Source organism: Streptomyces sp. NPDC012835 (assembly GCF_042900885.1).
Classification (GTDB): domain Bacteria; phylum Actinomycetota; class Actinomycetes; order Streptomycetales; family Streptomycetaceae; genus Streptomyces.
Window position 1 is genome coordinate 227,123 of record NZ_JBIBBW010000008.1, and the last position, 16,594, is coordinate 243,716.

Genomic DNA, 16,594 nt, shown 5'->3' on the forward strand with positions numbered 1-16,594 from the left:
GTCCGAGGCGGCCACGAATATCGCTTCATGAAGTGAAGGCATAACCTCGTTCGCGTTGCTTTTCCCTTCAGGTGGTGCCTGACGGCGAGTTATGTACCACTGGAAGGGCTCGCCCCCCCACGCCCGGCGACGCAGCCGGGCGGCCCCAGGAGAACACGTGACCAGCACAGCGCAGGCTCCGCCGCCCGGAGGCCGGGCGGCTCATCCGGACCATCTCGGCCATGTCATCTTCATCACGGCGGCCGCCGCGATGGGCGGTTTCCTCTTCGGCTACGACAGTTCGGTGATCAACGGCGCTGTCGAAGCCATTCGCAGCCGGTACGACATCGGCTCCGCCGCTCTCGCCCAGGTCATCGCCATCGCCCTGATCGGCTGTGCGATCGGCGCCGCCACGGCGGGCCGGATCGCCGACCGGATCGGCCGTATCCGCTGCATGCAGATCTCCGCCGTGCTCTTCACCATCAGCGCGGTCGGCTCCGCGCTGCCGTTCAACATCTACGACCTCGCGGTCTGGCGCGTCATCGGCGGCTTCGCGATCGGCATGGCGTCGGTGATCGGCCCGGCCTATATCGCCGAGGTCTCCCCGGCCGCCTACCGCGGCCGGCTCGGCTCCTTCCAGCAGGCTGCCATCGTCGTCGGCATCGCCGTCTCCCAGCTGGTGAACTACGGAATCCTCCAGCTGGCCGACGGCGACCAGCGCGGCAAGCTGCTCGGGCTGGAAGCCTGGCAGTGGATGCTCGGCGTGATGGTGGTCCCGGCGCTGCTGTACGGCCTGCTCTCCCTCGCGATCCCCGAGTCGCCGCGCTTCCTGATCTCGGTCGGCCGGGTGGACCGCGCCAAGGAGGTCCTCGCGGAGGTCGAGAGCAAGGGCGTCGACCTGGACGCCAGGGTCGCCGAGATCCAGCACGCGATGCGCCGGGAGCACAAGTCGACCTTCAAGGACCTGCTGGGCGGCGGCGGTTTCCTCTTCCTGCCCATCGTCTGGGTGGGCATCGGGCTCTCGGTCTTCCAGCAGCTCGTCGGCATCAACGTCGCCTTCTACTACTCGGCGACGCTCTGGCAGTCCGTCGGTATCGACCCGTCCAGCTCGTTCTTCTACTCGTTCACGACCTCGATCGTGAACATCATCGGTACCGTGATCGCGATGGTCCTGGTGGACCGGGTCGGCCGCAAGCCGCTCGCGCTGACCGGTTCCCTCGGTATGGCGGTCGCGCTCGCCTGCGAGGCGTGGGCCTTCTCGGCGAAGCTGGTCGACGGCAAGCTGCCCAGCACCGAGGGCACCGTCGCCCTGATCGCCGCCCATGTGTTCGTGCTGTTCTTCGCGCTGTCCTGGGGCGTCATCGTCTGGGTCTTCCTCGGCGAGATGTTCCCCAACAAGATCCGGGCCGCCGCCCTCGGCGTCGCCGCCTCGGCGCAGTGGATCGCCAACTGGGCCATCACCGCGAGCTTCCCGAGCCTGGCCGACTGGAACCTGTCGGGGACGTACGTCATCTACGCCTGCTTCGCCGCGCTCTCCGTTCCCTTCGTGCTGCTGTTCGTGAAGGAGACGAAGGGCAAGACGCTGGAAGAGATGGGCTGAGCCGTCACACCGGGAGGCTCTCCGTACCCTCCCCGGCCCCGGCGCCCGCCGCCGAACCGGCGTCGGGCGCCGGGGTCTTCGCGCGCTCGCGCGGCAGCACCGCGTACAGCGCCGCCGCCACCAGGATCGTCACGGCCCAGCCCAGCCCGTTCCGCCCGATCCAGGTCCCGGCGAACGGGCCGGCGAACCACTCCACCTCCGTGAAGAGCAGGCCCACCACCAGCGCCGTACCCCAGGACACCATGGCCGACGGCGCGAAGCCGCCCCGGTACCAGTAGCCGCTGGTGCGCCCCGTGTCCATCAGCGCCGCGCCGTCGTAGGTACGCCGCCGGAGCATGTCCACGCCGAACACGCCGATCCACGCCGAGAACGCCACGGCGAGCAGCGTCAGGAACGAGATGAACGAGCCGATGAAGCTGGTGGCCACCACCATCAGCAGGAAGCCGAGAACCAGGCTGATCACCGCGTTGACACTCACCGCCCACGCGCGGGGCACCTTGATGCCCAGCGTCTGCGCCGTGAAGCCCGCCGAGTACATCGACATCGAGTTGATCAGCACCATGCCGATCAGCGCGATCAGCAGATACGGCACCGAGATCCAGGTCGGCAGCAGCTCCCCGATGAAGGACACCGGGTCCTGCGCGGCGGCCAGATCCGGCGTGGCGACCGCCATCACCGCACCCATCAGCACCATCGGCACCACCACGATCCCCGCGCCGCCGATCGTCGAGCCCACCATGGCCCGCCCCGAGGCGGCGCGCGGCAGATAGCGGGTGAAGTCCGGGCCCGAGGGCACCCAGCTGATCCCGCCCGCCGCGATGGTGCCGATACCGGCGATCATCATGGCGGTCGACCCCGCCGGCCGCGCGAAGACGGCCGCCCAGTCCGTGTGCGTGACGAGATGGATCAGCACCAGCACGCTGAACGCCCCGAAGAGATAAGCGGACCACTTGCTGCACACCCGCAGCGCGTTGATGCCCAGCCCGGAGACGAGGAAGGTGCACGCCACGAAGAGCAGCAGCGTCACCACGATCAACGGCGTGCTGCGCCGTACCCCGAAGAGCAGGTCCAGCACCGACAGCATCGCGTAGGCGCCGGTGACCGCGTTGATCGTCTCCCAGCCCCAGCGGGCCACCCAGATCAGCGTCCCCGGGAAGAGGTTCCCGCGCTGGCCGAAGACCGCGCGCGAGAGCGCCATGCCGGGCGCCCCGCCGCGCTTTCCGGCCACCGAGATCAGCCCCACGATGCCGTACGAGACGACGGGCGCCGCCAGCGCCACGGCCAGCACCTGCCACAGGTTCAGACCGTTGTAGACGATCAGACCGGCCCCCATCGTGAGCAGCAGCACACTGATGTTCGCGGCGACCCAGGTGGGAAAGAGTTCACGGACGTGTCCGGTGCGCTCGTCGTCGGGGACGGGCTCCAGACCGCGGGTCTCTATCGCGCCTTCGGAGGAGGAGGCGTGGGGCATGACAAGGCTCCGTACAGAGGTGGGGGCTCCTGGGGGGAGCGGAGTCCGGGCGATGCCCAGAACCACCAGCATCGTATGTATGGGGCAAAAGGTCCAAATCGCGACCGGGATTCCTGTTCGATCCGCCGAATCCGGGGCCCGGGGCGGCCGTGGCTGATACTGGGTGGGTTATGGAAACCGTCATCCTTGTTGTAGTCATCGCCCTGGTCGCCATCGGCGCCATCGGCGGACTCGTGGTCGGCAGCCGCAAGAAGAAGAAGCTGCCGCCCTCGGCGCCGTCGAGCACGCCGACCATCACCGCTCCGCCCGCCGAGCCGCACGTCGGCGACGAGGCGGAGACCCCGCGCGACGAACCGCGCCGCACCATCGAGGAGGTCGGCCTCCCGGACTCCGGCGGCGCGCCGGTCGTCGTCGAGGAACCGCCCGCCGCGGCGCCGCCGGAGATCGAGGTCCCCGAGCCGTCGGCGGGCCGGCTGGTCCGGCTGCGCGCACGGCTCGCCCGCTCCCAGAACTCCCTCGGCAAGGGGCTGCTCACCCTGCTCTCCCGTGAGCACCTGGACGAGGAGACCTGGGAGGAGATCGAGGAGACCCTGCTGACCGCCGACGTCGGTGTCGCGCCCACCCAGGAGCTGGTGGAGCGGCTGCGCGAGCGGGTGCGGGTGCTGGGCACGCGCACCCCGCTGGAGCTGCGCACCCTGCTCAGGGAGGAACTGGTCCAGCTGCTCGACCCGGAGTTCGACCGGGTGGTGAAGACCGAGAGCGGACTGGACACCCCGGCCGTCGTCATGGTCGTCGGGGTCAACGGCACCGGCAAGACCACGACGACCGGCAAGCTGGCGCGGGTGCTGGTCGCGGACGGGCGCTCGGTCGTGCTCGGCGCGGCGGACACCTTCCGCGCCGCCGCCGCCGACCAGCTCCAGACCTGGGGCGAACGGGTCGGGGCCCGGACGGTGCGCGGTCCGGAGGGCGGCGACCCGGCGTCGGTGGCCTTCGACGCGGTCAAGGAGGGCATCGCCGAGGGCGCGGACGTCGTCCTCATCGACACGGCGGGCCGGCTGCACACCAAGACCGGTCTGATGGACGAGCTGGGCAAGGTCAAGCGGGTCGTGGAGAAGCACGGTCCGCTGGACGAGGTGCTGCTCGTCCTGGACGCCACCACCGGGCAGAACGGGCTGGTGCAGGCGCGGGTGTTCGCGGAGGTCGTGGACATCTCCGGCATCGTGCTGACCAAGCTGGACGGTACGGCCAAGGGCGGCATCGTGATCGCGGTCCAGCGGGAGCTGGGCGTGCCGGTGAAGCTGGTGGGTCTGGGGGAGGGGCCCGACGATCTGGCGCCGTTCGAGCCCGGGGCGTTCGTGGACGCGCTGATCGGCGACTGAGGTACGGACCGGGGCGCGGCGCGAAGCGGGACCGTGACACGGCGGGGGACGGGGCCTGTTCCGGTCCCGTCCCCCGCCGTACGCCCGGTGCGCTCGGCGTACCGGGCGGTGCCGCGGGCCCGGTGACGCTGCCCGGTGGTGCTGTCTGGCGGCGCTGTCCGGCGGCGCTACCTGGCGGCCGAGCGGTGGCAGATGTACGCCAGAGTGCCGAGCAGCAGCCGGGCCTGCGGCGGTCCGGCCGCCGTGTCGAGGGACGGCGGGCGCAGCCAGCGGACCGGGCCCAGGCCGGCCACCCGCGACGGCGGGGCCGCGATGTGCGTACCGGGGCCCAGGGCGTGCAGATCGAGGTCCGCGTCGTCCCAGCCCATGCGGTAGAGCAGCTCGGGCAGCTCCGCCGAGGCTCCCGGCGCGACGAAGAAGTGCGCCCTCCCGGCCGGGGTCGCCAGGACGGGGCCCACGGGCAGCCCCATCCGCTCCAGCCGGACCAGGGCCCGGCTGCCCGCCGGTTCCGCGACATCGATGACGTCGAAGCTCCGGCCCACCGGGAGCAGCACCGTCGCACCCGGCACCCGGGACCACGCCGCGTTGACCTCCCCGAGCGTCGAACCCGCCGGGATCTCGTCCCGGCCCAGCGGATGGGCGCCGGGCGCGGCGCAGCCCGTACGGCCGCAGGAGCATCTCCCGGCCGTGCCCGGGGCGCCGGGGGTCACGTCCCACCCCCAGAGCCCGGTGTACTCCGCCACCTCGGTGCACTCAAAGGCGCGTGCGCGGCGGCGTGAGCCGGAGCGCGTCTCCCGGATGCCGCTCATCGTCCGGATACCGCCGATCGTGAAGACCATGCCCCCTCCAACGGGTTGGACTCGCCGGTGGTTACGTGTCGCAGTGTGCCCGTTACACTCCGTCGCCACCGGGGTGATCCGGGCGGCGCGAAGAAGTACCGAGGGGGTGTTGCGCGTCTCGTGCGCCCCGGAATGCCACTGTGCGCCGTCCCTGATCGTGGTGTGTCAAGTCAATCGCGCCTTGTCGGGGGCCAGTTCATTCGAAGGGGTGGCGAATGGTGGCGATTGTGCCGCCACCCTCGCTGGACGGGTGATCGTAGGATTACTTTCGGTGCACGGGTTGCGGGACCGACACGCCCGTGGGTATGCCAACGGCAACTCGGTTTCCTGTTCGAAGGGGTGCAAGCTCCGGACACGGGGCCATCACTCGCGGCATTCTGATACCCGTTCGCGCGGTGACAGTGTCGACTCCGCGCGGGGACACCTTTCGGCGCGGCAGGGCATCACAGGTTTTCGGTGGATGGGGGCTTTCCGGTGGACGGCAGTGGCGCGGACGGTACGAACACCGGCAAGCGCCCGAATGGGCAACTCGGCTCGTGGTTCCTGCGCAGTGGCTGGTCCAAGGGCGAACTGGCACGTCAGGTCAACCGACGGGCGCGCCAGATGGGCGCGCACCACATCAGCACGGACACCTCCCGCGTACGCCGCTGGCTCGACGGCGAACAGCCGCGCGAACCGATCCCGCGCATCCTCGGCGAGCTGTTCTCCGAGCGGTTCGGCGCCGTGATCGCCGTCGAGGACCTCGGGCTGCGCTCCGCGCACCGCTCGCCCTCGGTGTCCGGGGTCGACCTGCCGTGGTCGGGCCCGCAGACGGTCGCCCTGATCAGCGATTTCTCCCGCAGCGATCTGATGCTGGCGCGGCGCGGCTTCCTCGGCAGTTCGCTGGCGCTGGCCGCGGGGCCCGCGCTGGTGGAGCCCATGCAGCGCTGGCTGGTGCCCACGCCGGGCGGCGACCCGGCCCGCGGCGAGGCGCGGCCGGAGCCGCTGCCCCGCGGCACCCGGCTCTCCGGCCCCGAGCTGGACCTGCTGGAGTCCACCACCGCGATGTTCCGGCAGTGGGACGCCAAATGCGGCGGCGGACTGCGCCGCAAGGCCGTCGTCGGCCAGCTGCACGAGCTGACCGACCTGCTCCAGGAACCGCAGCCGGAGGCCACCTCCAGGCGGCTGTTCCGGTGCGCGGCGGAACTCGCCGAGCTGGCAGGCTGGATGAGCTACGACGTGGGGCTCCAGCCCAACGCGCAGAAGTACTTCGTGCTCGCCCTGCACGCCGCCAAGGAGGCCGGGGACAAGCCGCTCGGCTCGTACATCCTCTCCTCCATGAGCCGCCAGATGATCCACCTGGGCCGGCCCGACGACGCGCTGGAGCTGATCCACCTCGCGCAGTACGGCAGCCGCGACAGCGCCACCCCCAGGACGCAGGCCATGCTGTATGCGATGGAGGCGCGGGCATACGCCAATCTGGGCCGGCCCAGCAGGGCCAAGCGCGCCGTCCGGATGGCCGAGGACACCTTCTGCGACATCGACCCGCACGGCGAGCCCGAGCCCGACTGGATCCGCTTCTTCTCCGAGGCCGAGCTGAACGGGGAGAACGCCCACTCGTTCCGGGACCTGGCCTACGTCGAGGGCCGCAGTCCCACCTACGCCTCCCTCGCCGAGCCGGTCATGCGGCGCGCCGTCGAGCTGTTCGGCAAGGACAAGGAGCACCAGCGGTCGTATGCGCTGAACCTCATCGGCATGGCCACCGTCCACCTCCTCAAGAAGGAGCCCGAGCAGTCCACGGCCCTCGCGGAACAGGCCATGGAGGTGGCCGCCAAGGTGCGCTCCGAGCGCGTCAACACCCGGCTCCGCAAGACGCTCTCCACGGCCGCCAGGGACTTCGGCCACGTCGGGGAGGTCAGTGACCTCACCGAGCGGATCGCCGCCCGGCTGCCCGAATCCGCGGAGGCCGTCTGAACCGCTGGCCCGCCCCTCGCGCCGCCCGCGCCCGCCCCAGGCTCCGGCCGCGGCCCTCACCCCGTACAGCCCGACACGGCTCCCCCGCCGCCAGGACAGCAGGGTGACGGCCGCGGCCGGTTTTCGATGTTCCGGTGACGCCCGCCGATGGTAGGCGCCGACACCGGGCCGGACCCGCGGGTTCACCGGCACGTAACACACGGGACGCCTTCGTCACTGCCGCGAAACAACGAGCGGCATTGGCCGAAACCGCGCTGCGCCAATCTCCTCAGCACAGTCGGCCCCAACCCTGAGCATCCGCACGGGCCGTTCCGACCCACGAGGAGACGCTGGCCTTGAATGGCGCAGATACCGCATTCGTACTGATCAGTGCCGCGCTCGTCATGCTGATGACGCCCGGCCTGGCATTCTTCTACGGCGGCATGGTGCGGGTGAAGAGCGCCCTCAACATGCTCATGATGTCCCTGATCTCGCTCGCGATCGTCAGCGTCGTGTGGGTCCTGTACGGATACTCACTGACCTTCGGCGACGACATCGGCGGCGGCCTCCTGGGCAACCTGGACCACATCGGCTTCAAGGGCATCTCGGTCGACCTCCTGACCGACGGCAAGACCGGAATCCCGGTCTTCGCCTTCGCCCTCTTCCAGATGATGTTCGCCATCCTCACCCCGGCGCTGATGAGCGGCGCGCTCGCCGACCGCGTGAAGTTCAGCGCCTGGGCGCTGTTCATCACCCTCTGGGTCTCCGTGGTGTACTTCCCGGTCGCGCACTGGGTCTGGAGCAGCGACGGCTGGCTGCACAGCCTCGGTGTGATCGACTTCGCCGGAGGCACGGCGGTCCACATCAACGCCGGTGTCGGCGCCCTCGCCGCGGTCCTCGTGGTCGGCAAGCGCATCGGATTCAAGAAGGACCCGATGCGGCCGCACAGCCTGCCGCTCGTCGTCCTCGGCATGGCCCTCCTGTGGTTCGGCTGGTTCGGCTTCAACGCCGGCTCGGAGCTGGCCGCCGACGGCACCGCCGCGCTCATGGCCTTCAACACGCAGATCGCCACCGCCGCCGCGATGGTCGGCTGGCTCGCCTACGAGCGGATCCGGCACGGCGCCTTCACCACGCTCGGCGCCGCCTCCGGCGCCATCGCCGGTCTCGTCGCGATCACGCCCTCCGGGGCCAACGTCAGCCCCTTCGGCGCCATCCTCATCGGTGTCGTCGCCGGTGCGATCTGCTCCTGGGCCGTCAGCCTCAAGTACAAGCTCGGTTACGACGACTCCCTCGACGTCGTCGGCGTCCACCTCGTCGGCGGTGTCATCGGCACCCTGCTGGTCGGCCTCCTCGCCACCGGCGGCGACGGCGGTCTCACCCAGCTCGGCAAGCAGGCCGTCGGAGCCTTCTCCGTCATGGCGTACTCCTTCGTCGTCTCCTGGATCCTCGCCAAGATCGTCGACGCCACCATCGGCTTCCGTGCCTCGGAGGACGACGAGACCAGCGGCGTCGACATGGCGTACCACGCGGAATCGGCCTACGACTACAGCGCGGTCGGGGGCTCCCCGTCCGGCCGTAGTAGCGTCGCCGCCCCCGCCCAGGACCGAACCGTCGCCGGCGCGACGAGCAAGAAGGTGGACGCATGAAGCTCATCACCGCAGTCGTGAAGCCGCACCGGCTGGACGAGATCAAGGAAGCCCTCCAGGGCTTCGGCATCCAGGGGCTCACGGTCACGGAGGCCAGCGGATACGGCCGGCAGCGCGGCCACACCGAGGTCTACCGGGGTGCGGAGTACACCGTCGACCTCGTACCGAAGATCCGTATCGAGGTACTGGTCGAGGACGACGACGCCGAACAGCTCATCGATGTGGTGGTCAAGGCCGCCCGCACCGGCAAGATCGGTGACGGGAAGGTATGGAGCGTGCCGGTCGAGACGGCGGTCCGGGTCCGGACCGGCGAACGCGGCCCGGACGCACTTTAGAGACGGGAACGACCGGGTGACGAGCCTCGAAGAGACGACCGAACAGACGGACTCGGGACCCAGCGGTTACGCGGCGGCCCGGCTGCGCCTCCTCCAGGAGAAGGCGCGGTCCGGGCCGCCGCGCCGTGCCGCGCTGGCCCGCCTCACCGACGACTGGCTGAACGCCCTGTTCACCACCGCCGCCCGGGAGGTCTCCGTGCCCGGCGCGGCCCTCGTCGCCGTCGGCGGCTACGGACGCGGGGAACTCTCCCCGCGCAGCGACCTCGACCTGCTGCTCCTGCACGACGGCACATCGGCCCCGGCCGCCGTCGCGGCCCTCGCCGACCGGGTCTGGTACCCGGTCTGGGACCTCGGCCTCGCCCTCGACCACTCCGTCCGCACCCCCGCCGAGGTGCGCAGGGCCGCCGCCGACGACCTCAAGGTGCAGCTCGGACTCCTCGACGCCCGGCACCTCGCCGGCGATCTCGGCCTCGTCACCGGCGTACGCACCGCGATCCTCGCCGACTGGCGCAACACCGCCGCCAAACGCCTCCCCGCCCTGGACGAACTCTGCCGGGAACGCGCCGAGCGCCAGGGCGAGCTGCGATTCCTGCTGGAACCCGACCTCAAGGAGGCCAGAGGCGGCCTGCGCGACGCCACCGCGCTGCGCGCCGTCGCCGCCTCCTGGCTCGCCGACGCACCCCGCGAAGGGCTCGCCGACGCCCGCCGCCGGCTCCTCGACGTCCGGGACGCCCTGCACCTGACCACCGGACGCGCCACCGACCGGCTCGCCCTCCAGGAGCAGGACACCGTCGCCACCGAACTCGGCCTGCTCGACGCCGACGCCCTGCTGCGCCAGGTGTACGAGGCCGCGCGCACCGTCTCGTACGCCTCCGACGTCACCTGGCGCGAGGTGAACCGGGTGCTGCGCTCCAGATCCGTCCGCCCCCGGCTGCGGGCCATGCTCGGCGGCAAGCCCGCACCCGAGCGCACCCCGCTCGCCGAGGGCGTCGTCGAACAGGACGGCGAGGTCGTCCTCGCCCGTGCCGCGCGGCCCGAGCGGGACCCCGTGCTGCCCCTGCGCGCAGCGGCCGCCGCCGCGCAGGCCGGGCTGCCCCTCTCCCCGCACGCCGTACGCCGGCTCGCCGCAGCGGCCAAGCCGCTGCCGGTGCCCTGGCCCGCCGAGGCCCGCGAGGAACTCGTCACGCTGCTCGGCGCCGGCGAGTCGACCGTCCCCGTCTGGGAGGCGCTCGAAGCCGAGGGAATGATCAGCGGGCTGCTGCCGGACTGGGAGCGGGTCCGCTGCCGCCCCCAGCGCAACCCCGTGCACACCTGGACCGTCGACCGGCACCTCGTCGAGACCGCCGTCCAGGCGTCCGCCCTGACCCGCCGCGTCGGCCGCCCCGACCTCCTGCTCGTCTGCGCGCTCCTCCACGACATCGGCAAGGGCTGGCCCGGCGACCACTCCGTGGCCGGTGAGGTCATCGCCCGCGACGTCGCCGCCCGGATCGGCTTCGACCGCGAGGACGTGGCCGTCGTCGCCACCGTGGTCCGCCACCACCTGCTGCTCGTCGACACCGCGACCCGGCGCGACCTGGACGACCCCGCCACCGTCGGCTCGGTCGCCGCCCGGGTCGGCTCGCTCACCACGCTGGAACTCCTGCACGCCCTCACCGAGGCGGACGCCCTCGCCACCGGCCCCGCCGCCTGGTCGTCCTGGCGCGCCTCGCTCGTCACCGACCTCGTCGCCCGGGTCGCCGCCGTCCTCGCGGGCGACGACCCCGCCGAACCGGAGGCCGCCGCCCCCAGCGCGGAACAGGAACGCCTCGCCGTCGAGGCGCTGCGCACCGGCGGTCCCGTACTGGCACTGCACGCCCAGACCGAGCCGCCGAAGGACCCGGCGGCGGACGACGGGGGACCGGACACCGCGCCCGAGCCCGTCGGCGTCGAACTGCTCATCGCCCTGCCCGACCGGCCCGGCGTGCTGCCCGCCGCCGCCGGGGTGCTGGCCCTGCACCGGCTCACCGTGCGCGCGGCCGATCTGCGCGCCGTCGAACTCCCCACCGGGCTGGGCACCGCCGAGGTGCTGCTGCTGAGCTGGCGGGTGGCCGCCGCGTACGGCTCCCTGCCCCAGGCGGCGCGGCTGCGCGCCGATCTCGTACGCGCCCTGGACGGCTCCCTGGACATCCGCGCCAGACTGGCCGAGCGCGAGGCGGCCTACCCCCGCCGCCGGGGCGTGACGGCCCCGCCGCCGCGCGTCACGGTCGCCCCGACCGCCTCCCGGCACGCGACCGTCATCGAGGTGCGCGCCCAGGACGCGCCGGGGCTGCTGCACCGCATCGGCCACGCCCTGGAGACGGCGGCGGTACGGGTGCGCAGCGCGCACGTCTCCACACGGGGCGCCAACGCCGTCGACGCCTTCTACGTCACCACCGGGCGCGGTCGCCCCCTGCCGGCGGCGGACGCCGCCGAGCTGGCGCGCGCGGTCGAGACGGCGCTGCGCGGCTGAACGCGTACCGTGCCGGGCGGCGCCGTGCCACGCACCGCCGCCCGGCCCGGCCCGGCACGCTCCGTACGACCCGGGGAGGGCGCCCGCCCGTCCCCGTCGTACGCTCCACCCACCCACGGGGCAGACCGCACCGCGCGCGGCCGGATACCCTGGGGGACGGTCTGTCCCGCAGCGCGCGGAACGGGCCCCCACCCGCTCCCGACACCGAGGATTCGCGACCGCCGTGTTCGATACTCTCTCCGACCGCCTCGCAGCCACATTCAAGAGCCTCCGGGGCAAAGGGCGCCTCAGCCCGGAGGACATCGACGCCACGGCCCGTGAGATCCGCATCGCCCTGCTCGAAGCGGACGTGGCGCTGCCCGTCGTCCGGGCCTTCATCGCGAAGGTCAAGGAGCGCGCGGCCGGCGCCGAGGTCTCCCAGGCGCTGAACCCGGCCCAGCAGGTCATCAAGATCGTCAACGACGAGCTGATCGGCATCCTCGGCGGCGAGACCCGCGTCCTGCGCCTCGCCAAGCAGCCGCCGACCGTGATCATGCTCGCCGGTCTCCAGGGTGCCGGTAAGACCACCCTCGCCGGAAAGCTCGGCCTCTGGCTCAAGGGCCAGGGCCACACCCCGCTGCTCGTCGCCTGTGACCTCCAGCGCCCCAACGCCGTCACCCAGCTCTCGGTGGTCGCCGACCGCGCGGGCGTCGCGGTGTACGCCCCCGAACCGGGCAACGGGGTCGGTGACCCGGTCAAGGTCGCGAAGGACTCCGTCGAGTACGCCAGGAGCAAGCAGTACGACGTCGTCATCGTCGACACGGCGGGCCGGCTCGGCATCGACCAGGAGCTGATGCGGCAGGCCGCGGACATCCGCGACGCCGTCAGCCCCGACGAGGTCCTCTTCGTCGTCGACGCGATGATCGGCCAGGACGCCGTCAACACGGCGGAGGCGTTCCGCGACGGCGTCGGCTTCGACGGCGTCGTCCTCTCCAAGCTCGACGGCGACGCCCGGGGCGGCGCGGCCCTCTCGATCGCCCATGTCACCGGCAAGCAGATCATGTTCGCGTCCAACGGCGAGAAGCTGGACGAGTTCGACGCGTTCCACCCGGACCGGATGGCGTCCCGCATCCTCGACATGGGTGACCTGCTCACCCTCATCGAGCAGGCCGAGAAGACGTTCAGCCAGGCCGAGGCCGAGAAGATGGCCTCCAAGCTGGCGAGCAGCAAGGGTGGCAAGGACTTCACCCTGGACGACTTCCTGGCGCAGATGGAGCAGGTCAGGAAGATGGGCTCCATCTCCAAGCTGCTCGGCATGCTGCCCGGCATGGGGCAGATCAAGGACCAGATCAACAACATCGACGAGAAGGACGTGGACCGCACCGCCGCGATCATCAAGTCGATGACCCCGGCCGAGCGCCAGGACCCGGTCATCATCAACGGCTCCCGCCGGGCCCGTATCGCCCGGGGCTCCGGTGTCGAGGTCAGCGCCGTCAAGAACCTCGTCGAGCGCTTCTTCGACGCCCGCAAGATGATGTCCAAGATGGCCCAGGGCGGCGGCATGCCGGGAATGCCGGGCGTCCCGGGAATGGGCGGCGGCCCCGGCCGTACGAAGAAGAAGACGAAGCAGGCGAAGGGCAAGCAGCGCTCGGGCAACCCGATGAAGCGCAAGGCCGAGGAGCAGGCGGCGGCGGCACGTCGCGCGGAGGGCGGCGCCCTGCCGGCGGCGGAGCCGGACAAGTCCTTCGAGCTGCCGGACGAGTTCAAGAAGTTCATGGGCTGAACGGGGTCCGTACCCCGCGCGCCGGGGCCACCGGTGGCGGCCGCCGGCCGGACCTCCGCCGGGGGCGGTGACGTTCGGGGCTCCCGTCAGGGCGTTCTGGCGATCAGGTACCGGAAGACATTGGGCATCCACACCGTGCCGTCGCGGCGCAGATGGGGATGGAGAGCCTCACCGATCTCCTTCTCCACCTGCCGCCGGTCCGTCGCCCGGATCGCTCCGTCGAACACCCCGGTCGACAGCAGTCCGCGTACGGCGCTGTCCTGGTCCGCGTACCCGAAGGGGCACGCCACCCGGCCCGAGCCGTCCGGGTTCAGACCGGCGCGCGCCGCGACGTCCTCCAGGTCGTCCCGGTGCGCCGGGCGCCAGCCGCCCTTGCGCAGCCGGTCGGTCAGCCGGCCCGCGACCCGCAGGACCGCGTCCATGGCGCAGCGCTCCGGCGGCCCCCAGCCGGCCAGCACCACCGGGGTGCCACGACCGGCCAGCGGTATGGCCGTCCGCAGGGCCGGACCGAGCCCCTTGACGTCGTCCGCCGCGCTGCCGATCGGCTGGAACGCGGTGATCAGGTCGTACGGCGCACGCCCCGGCTCCGCACCGGCGTCGGCCATGCGCTCCTCGGGCAGCAGCGTCCCGGCGTCTGCGGACGGCGCGGCGGGCCCGTCCCGGTCCGTGCCGGCGGCCAGCCGCTCCCGGGCCAGCGCGAGGCGTTCCGTGTCGGAGTCCACCCCGGTCACCCGCGCGCCCCGGGTGGTGGCGAGCAGCAGGGCGAGTCCGGTGCCGCAGCCGAGCCCGAGCACCCGGGTCCCGGCGCGCACCTCCAGGCGTTCGTACACCGCCTCGTAGAGCGGCACGAGCATCCGTTCCTGGATCTCCGCCCAGTCCCGGGCGCGTCCGACGGCGTCCGCGACGGGCGCCGGAGCCGTACGCGACGGCCGCTGGTGGTGCTGGGTGAGGGTACGTGTCATGGATAGCGCCCCAATCCGCCGAGAGGTGTTGGCCGTGCCCGCGTGCCGGCCCCCCGTGTGTGCGCTCGCATCCCCTGTAAGCCAGAGAACTCCGCATCCGCGCCCGCGTCCAGTGGGTGACGGGGCACGGCGGGTGCCACGGGGGGCGCGCTGCGGGCGTGCGCCCCCCATCGAATGGCCTGTTCCCGTCGCCTCGGGAGGGGCGCGCGACTCCGGTGTGCGACAAGTGCCGAGGTCGTGGGCCCGACTCTGCCGAAGCCGCTCGCCGGAGCGATGGAAATAGGCCGAATGGGTGAGGATCATCGGGCCGGTCACCGGTGCGGGGCCGGGTGTCCGGGGGCGGGGCGGTGCGCGAAACGGATGCCGCCACCGGTACTGTCGCCGTGGGGAGCCGTGCCCGCCGGAGGCGCGCGTCCGACCCGTCGCGGCGGCGCCCACGCGGCCCCGCGCCGCCCGCCGCCGGCGCCACTGGACGTAGATCGTCTACGCGCCGCCGCGTACCCGGCGCTACGTACCGGCTTGCGGCGGGCTGCGCGGCTTTCTCCGCAGATCGACGCACCCGCCCTCGTCGGGACGCATCAAGGGCAACTGACGGGTACGTGCAAATTATTTGGGATGCCCCGTAATGGAACCCGGGAGGCTTCCGGCTCGTTGTTCACGACGTGAGCACGACACCACCTGTTCTCGCCGCAGAGCTGGCACAGGCGTGGGCCGACATTCAGCGGTCCCACCCCGAGCTGCCGGATCTTGCCGCGCCAGAGTCCCTGATCGGAGAGTCGTCGTCCGCCTGTGGCGCCGAGCTCTCCTTCGAACGACTGCTTCACGAAGCGGTCCACGGCATCGCCGCGGCCAGAGGTGTCCGTGACACCTCGCGCGCGGGCCGCTACCACAACCGCCGATTCCTGGCGATCGCCGAGGAGATGGGTCTCGACCACCCCGACGAGCCGCATCCCAGCAGCGGCTTCTCGCTGGTCGCGCTCAGCCCCGAGGCCAAGCGCCGATATCGCCCGACCATCGAGCGGCTCCAGCGCGCCCTCAAGGCGCACACCGTCGCCACGGCCGCCGACACCAAGCGCAGCTTCCGGGGGCCGGCCGCCCGGCACGGCTCCTCCGGCGGAGGGGTGCGCGTCAAAGCGGTCTGCGACTGCGGGCGGAACGTACGGGTCGTCCCGTCGGTCCTCGCCCAGGCGCCGATCGTCTGCGGCGGCTGCGGCAAGCCCTTCCGCATCCCGGAAACGGTCGCCGCCGCGAGCTGAGCGTCACGGATACGCACGGATACGCCCCGCCCGGGGCCGGGTCAGGCCCCGGCCCCGGGTGTGGCAGAATGGCCAGCTGTACTCGACAGTCGCACAGGACCCCTCTCTCCTCCGGCTGACGCGTCCATCGGGCGGATCGGGTACCGCAACCCCACGCGGCATCCCGGTGTGCCCAACCACGTCAAGACCAGGAGACACCACTCCAGTGGCAGTCAAGATCAAGCTGAAGCGTCTGGGCAAGATCCGTTCGCCTCACTACCGCATCATCGTCGCCGACTCCCGTACCCGCCGTGACGGCCGGGCCATCGAGGAGATCGGTCTGTACCACCCGGTGCAGAACCCCTCGCGGATCGAGGTCGACTCGGACCGCGCGCGTTACTGGCTGTCCGTCGGCGCCCAGCCGACCGAGCCGGTTCTCGCGATCCTCAAGCTGACCGGTGACTGGCAGGCGCACAAGGGCCTGCCCGCCCCCGCGCCGCTGCTCCAGCCGGAGCCGAAGGCCGACAAGCGTGCCCTCTTCGAGGCGCTCGCCAAGGACGGCGACGAGCCGAAGGGTGAGGCCATCACCCCGAAGGCGAAGAAGGCCGACAAGAAGACGGACGAGGCCGAGACCTCGGCCGCCGCCGAGTCGACCGAGGCCTGAGCATGCTCGAGGAGGCTCTTGAGCACCTCGTGAAGGGCATCGTCGACAACCCGGACGAAGTGCAGGTCGCCTCGCGCAACCTGCGTCGCGGCCGGGTGCTGGAGGTCCGGGTGCACCCCGACGACCTCGGCAAGGTGATCGGTCGCAACGGCCGCACCGCACGTGCTCTGCGGACGGTCGTGGGCGCCATCGGCGGCCGCGGCATCCGCGTCGACCTCGTCGACGTGGACCAGGTCCGCTGACACCGCTGAACACCGGCACGGGCCGGGGAAGGCCACAGCGGCCCTCCCCGGCCCGTGTCC

Annotated in this window: 13 protein-coding genes; 10 read left to right on the forward strand and 3 right to left on the reverse strand. The window is 71.9% G+C overall.

Going from position 1 to position 16,594, the window contains the following annotated elements; all coding sequences use genetic code 11:
- Positions 1–157 precede the first annotated feature (157 nt).
- Positions 158–1,579, forward strand: coding sequence for a sugar porter family MFS transporter (locus ACFY6S_RS28260; protein WP_388814579.1), 1,422 nt, complete (start codon positions 158–160; stop codon positions 1,577–1,579).
- A gap of 4 nt (positions 1,580–1,583) precedes the next feature.
- Here the strand turns inward: ACFY6S_RS28260 and ACFY6S_RS28265 are convergent, their stop codons facing one another.
- On the reverse strand, positions 1,584–3,050 hold the full coding sequence (locus ACFY6S_RS28265) for a purine-cytosine permease family protein (protein ID WP_388814578.1): 1,467 nt from the start codon (positions 3,048–3,050) through the stop codon (positions 1,584–1,586).
- Positions 3,051–3,220: 170 nt separating this feature from the next.
- On the opposite strand from ACFY6S_RS28265, the gene ftsY reads away from it, so the two are divergent.
- Positions 3,221–4,429: a signal recognition particle-docking protein FtsY gene (gene ftsY, locus ACFY6S_RS28270; RefSeq protein WP_388814576.1), complete on the forward strand. Its 1,209-nt coding sequence runs from the start codon at positions 3,221–3,223 to the stop codon at positions 4,427–4,429.
- Positions 4,430–4,596: 167 nt separating this feature from the next.
- Here the strand turns inward: ftsY and ACFY6S_RS28275 are convergent, their stop codons facing one another.
- Entirely contained in the window at positions 4,597–5,268 is a 672-nt protein-coding gene (locus ACFY6S_RS28275; protein ID WP_388814575.1) for a bifunctional DNA primase/polymerase, read from the reverse strand.
- 474 nt (positions 5,269–5,742) lie between these two features.
- On the opposite strand from ACFY6S_RS28275, the gene ACFY6S_RS28280 reads away from it, so the two are divergent.
- The 5 genes from ACFY6S_RS28280 to ffh all read left to right on the forward strand — a co-directional run bounded on the left by ACFY6S_RS28280 (position 5,743) and on the right by ffh (position 13,431).
- Positions 5,743–7,221, forward strand: coding sequence for a hypothetical protein (locus tag ACFY6S_RS28280; protein ID WP_388814573.1), 1,479 nt, complete (start codon positions 5,743–5,745; stop codon positions 7,219–7,221).
- Positions 7,222–7,556: 335 nt separating this feature from the next.
- Positions 7,557–8,846: an ammonium transporter gene (locus ACFY6S_RS28285; protein WP_388814571.1), complete on the forward strand. Its 1,290-nt coding sequence runs from the start codon at positions 7,557–7,559 to the stop codon at positions 8,844–8,846.
- A complete protein-coding gene (locus ACFY6S_RS28290; protein WP_388814569.1) occupies positions 8,843–9,181 on the forward strand; it encodes a P-II family nitrogen regulator in 339 nt (112 codons plus the stop codon). Before ACFY6S_RS28285 ends, ACFY6S_RS28290 begins: the two co-directional genes overlap by 4 nt.
- Positions 9,182–9,197: 16 nt before the next feature.
- Positions 9,198–11,669, forward strand: coding sequence for a [protein-PII] uridylyltransferase (locus ACFY6S_RS28295; RefSeq protein ID WP_388814567.1), 2,472 nt, complete (start codon positions 9,198–9,200; stop codon positions 11,667–11,669).
- 223 nt (positions 11,670–11,892) lie between these two features.
- Positions 11,893–13,431: a signal recognition particle protein gene (gene ffh / locus ACFY6S_RS28300; protein WP_388814565.1), complete on the forward strand. Its 1,539-nt coding sequence runs from the start codon at positions 11,893–11,895 to the stop codon at positions 13,429–13,431.
- Between the two features lie 86 nt (positions 13,432–13,517).
- On the opposite strand, the gene ACFY6S_RS28305 is transcribed toward ffh, so the two are convergent.
- Positions 13,518–14,393, reverse strand: a complete 876-nt coding sequence (locus ACFY6S_RS28305) for a class I SAM-dependent methyltransferase (RefSeq protein WP_388814563.1) — start codon at positions 14,391–14,393, stop codon at positions 13,518–13,520.
- Between the two features lie 662 nt (positions 14,394–15,055).
- Here ACFY6S_RS28305 and ACFY6S_RS28310 point away from each other — a divergent pair.
- From ACFY6S_RS28310 to ACFY6S_RS28320, 3 genes are all read left to right on the forward strand, one after another.
- Positions 15,056–15,649 carry a hypothetical protein gene (locus tag ACFY6S_RS28310; RefSeq protein ID WP_388814562.1) on the forward strand — a complete coding sequence of 198 codons (594 nt, stop codon included), beginning with the start codon at positions 15,056–15,058 and terminating at the stop codon, positions 15,647–15,649.
- 205 nt (positions 15,650–15,854) lie between these two features.
- On the forward strand, positions 15,855–16,292 hold the full coding sequence (gene rpsP / locus ACFY6S_RS28315) for a 30S ribosomal protein S16 (protein WP_388814560.1): 438 nt from the start codon (positions 15,855–15,857) through the stop codon (positions 16,290–16,292).
- Between the two features lie 2 nt (positions 16,293–16,294).
- The gene (locus ACFY6S_RS28320) at positions 16,295–16,534 is read left to right on the forward strand and encodes an RNA-binding protein (RefSeq protein ID WP_020868149.1); all 240 of its coding nucleotides are present in this window, start codon (positions 16,295–16,297) and stop codon (positions 16,532–16,534) included.
- The last annotated feature ends 60 nt before the right edge of the window (positions 16,535–16,594 follow it).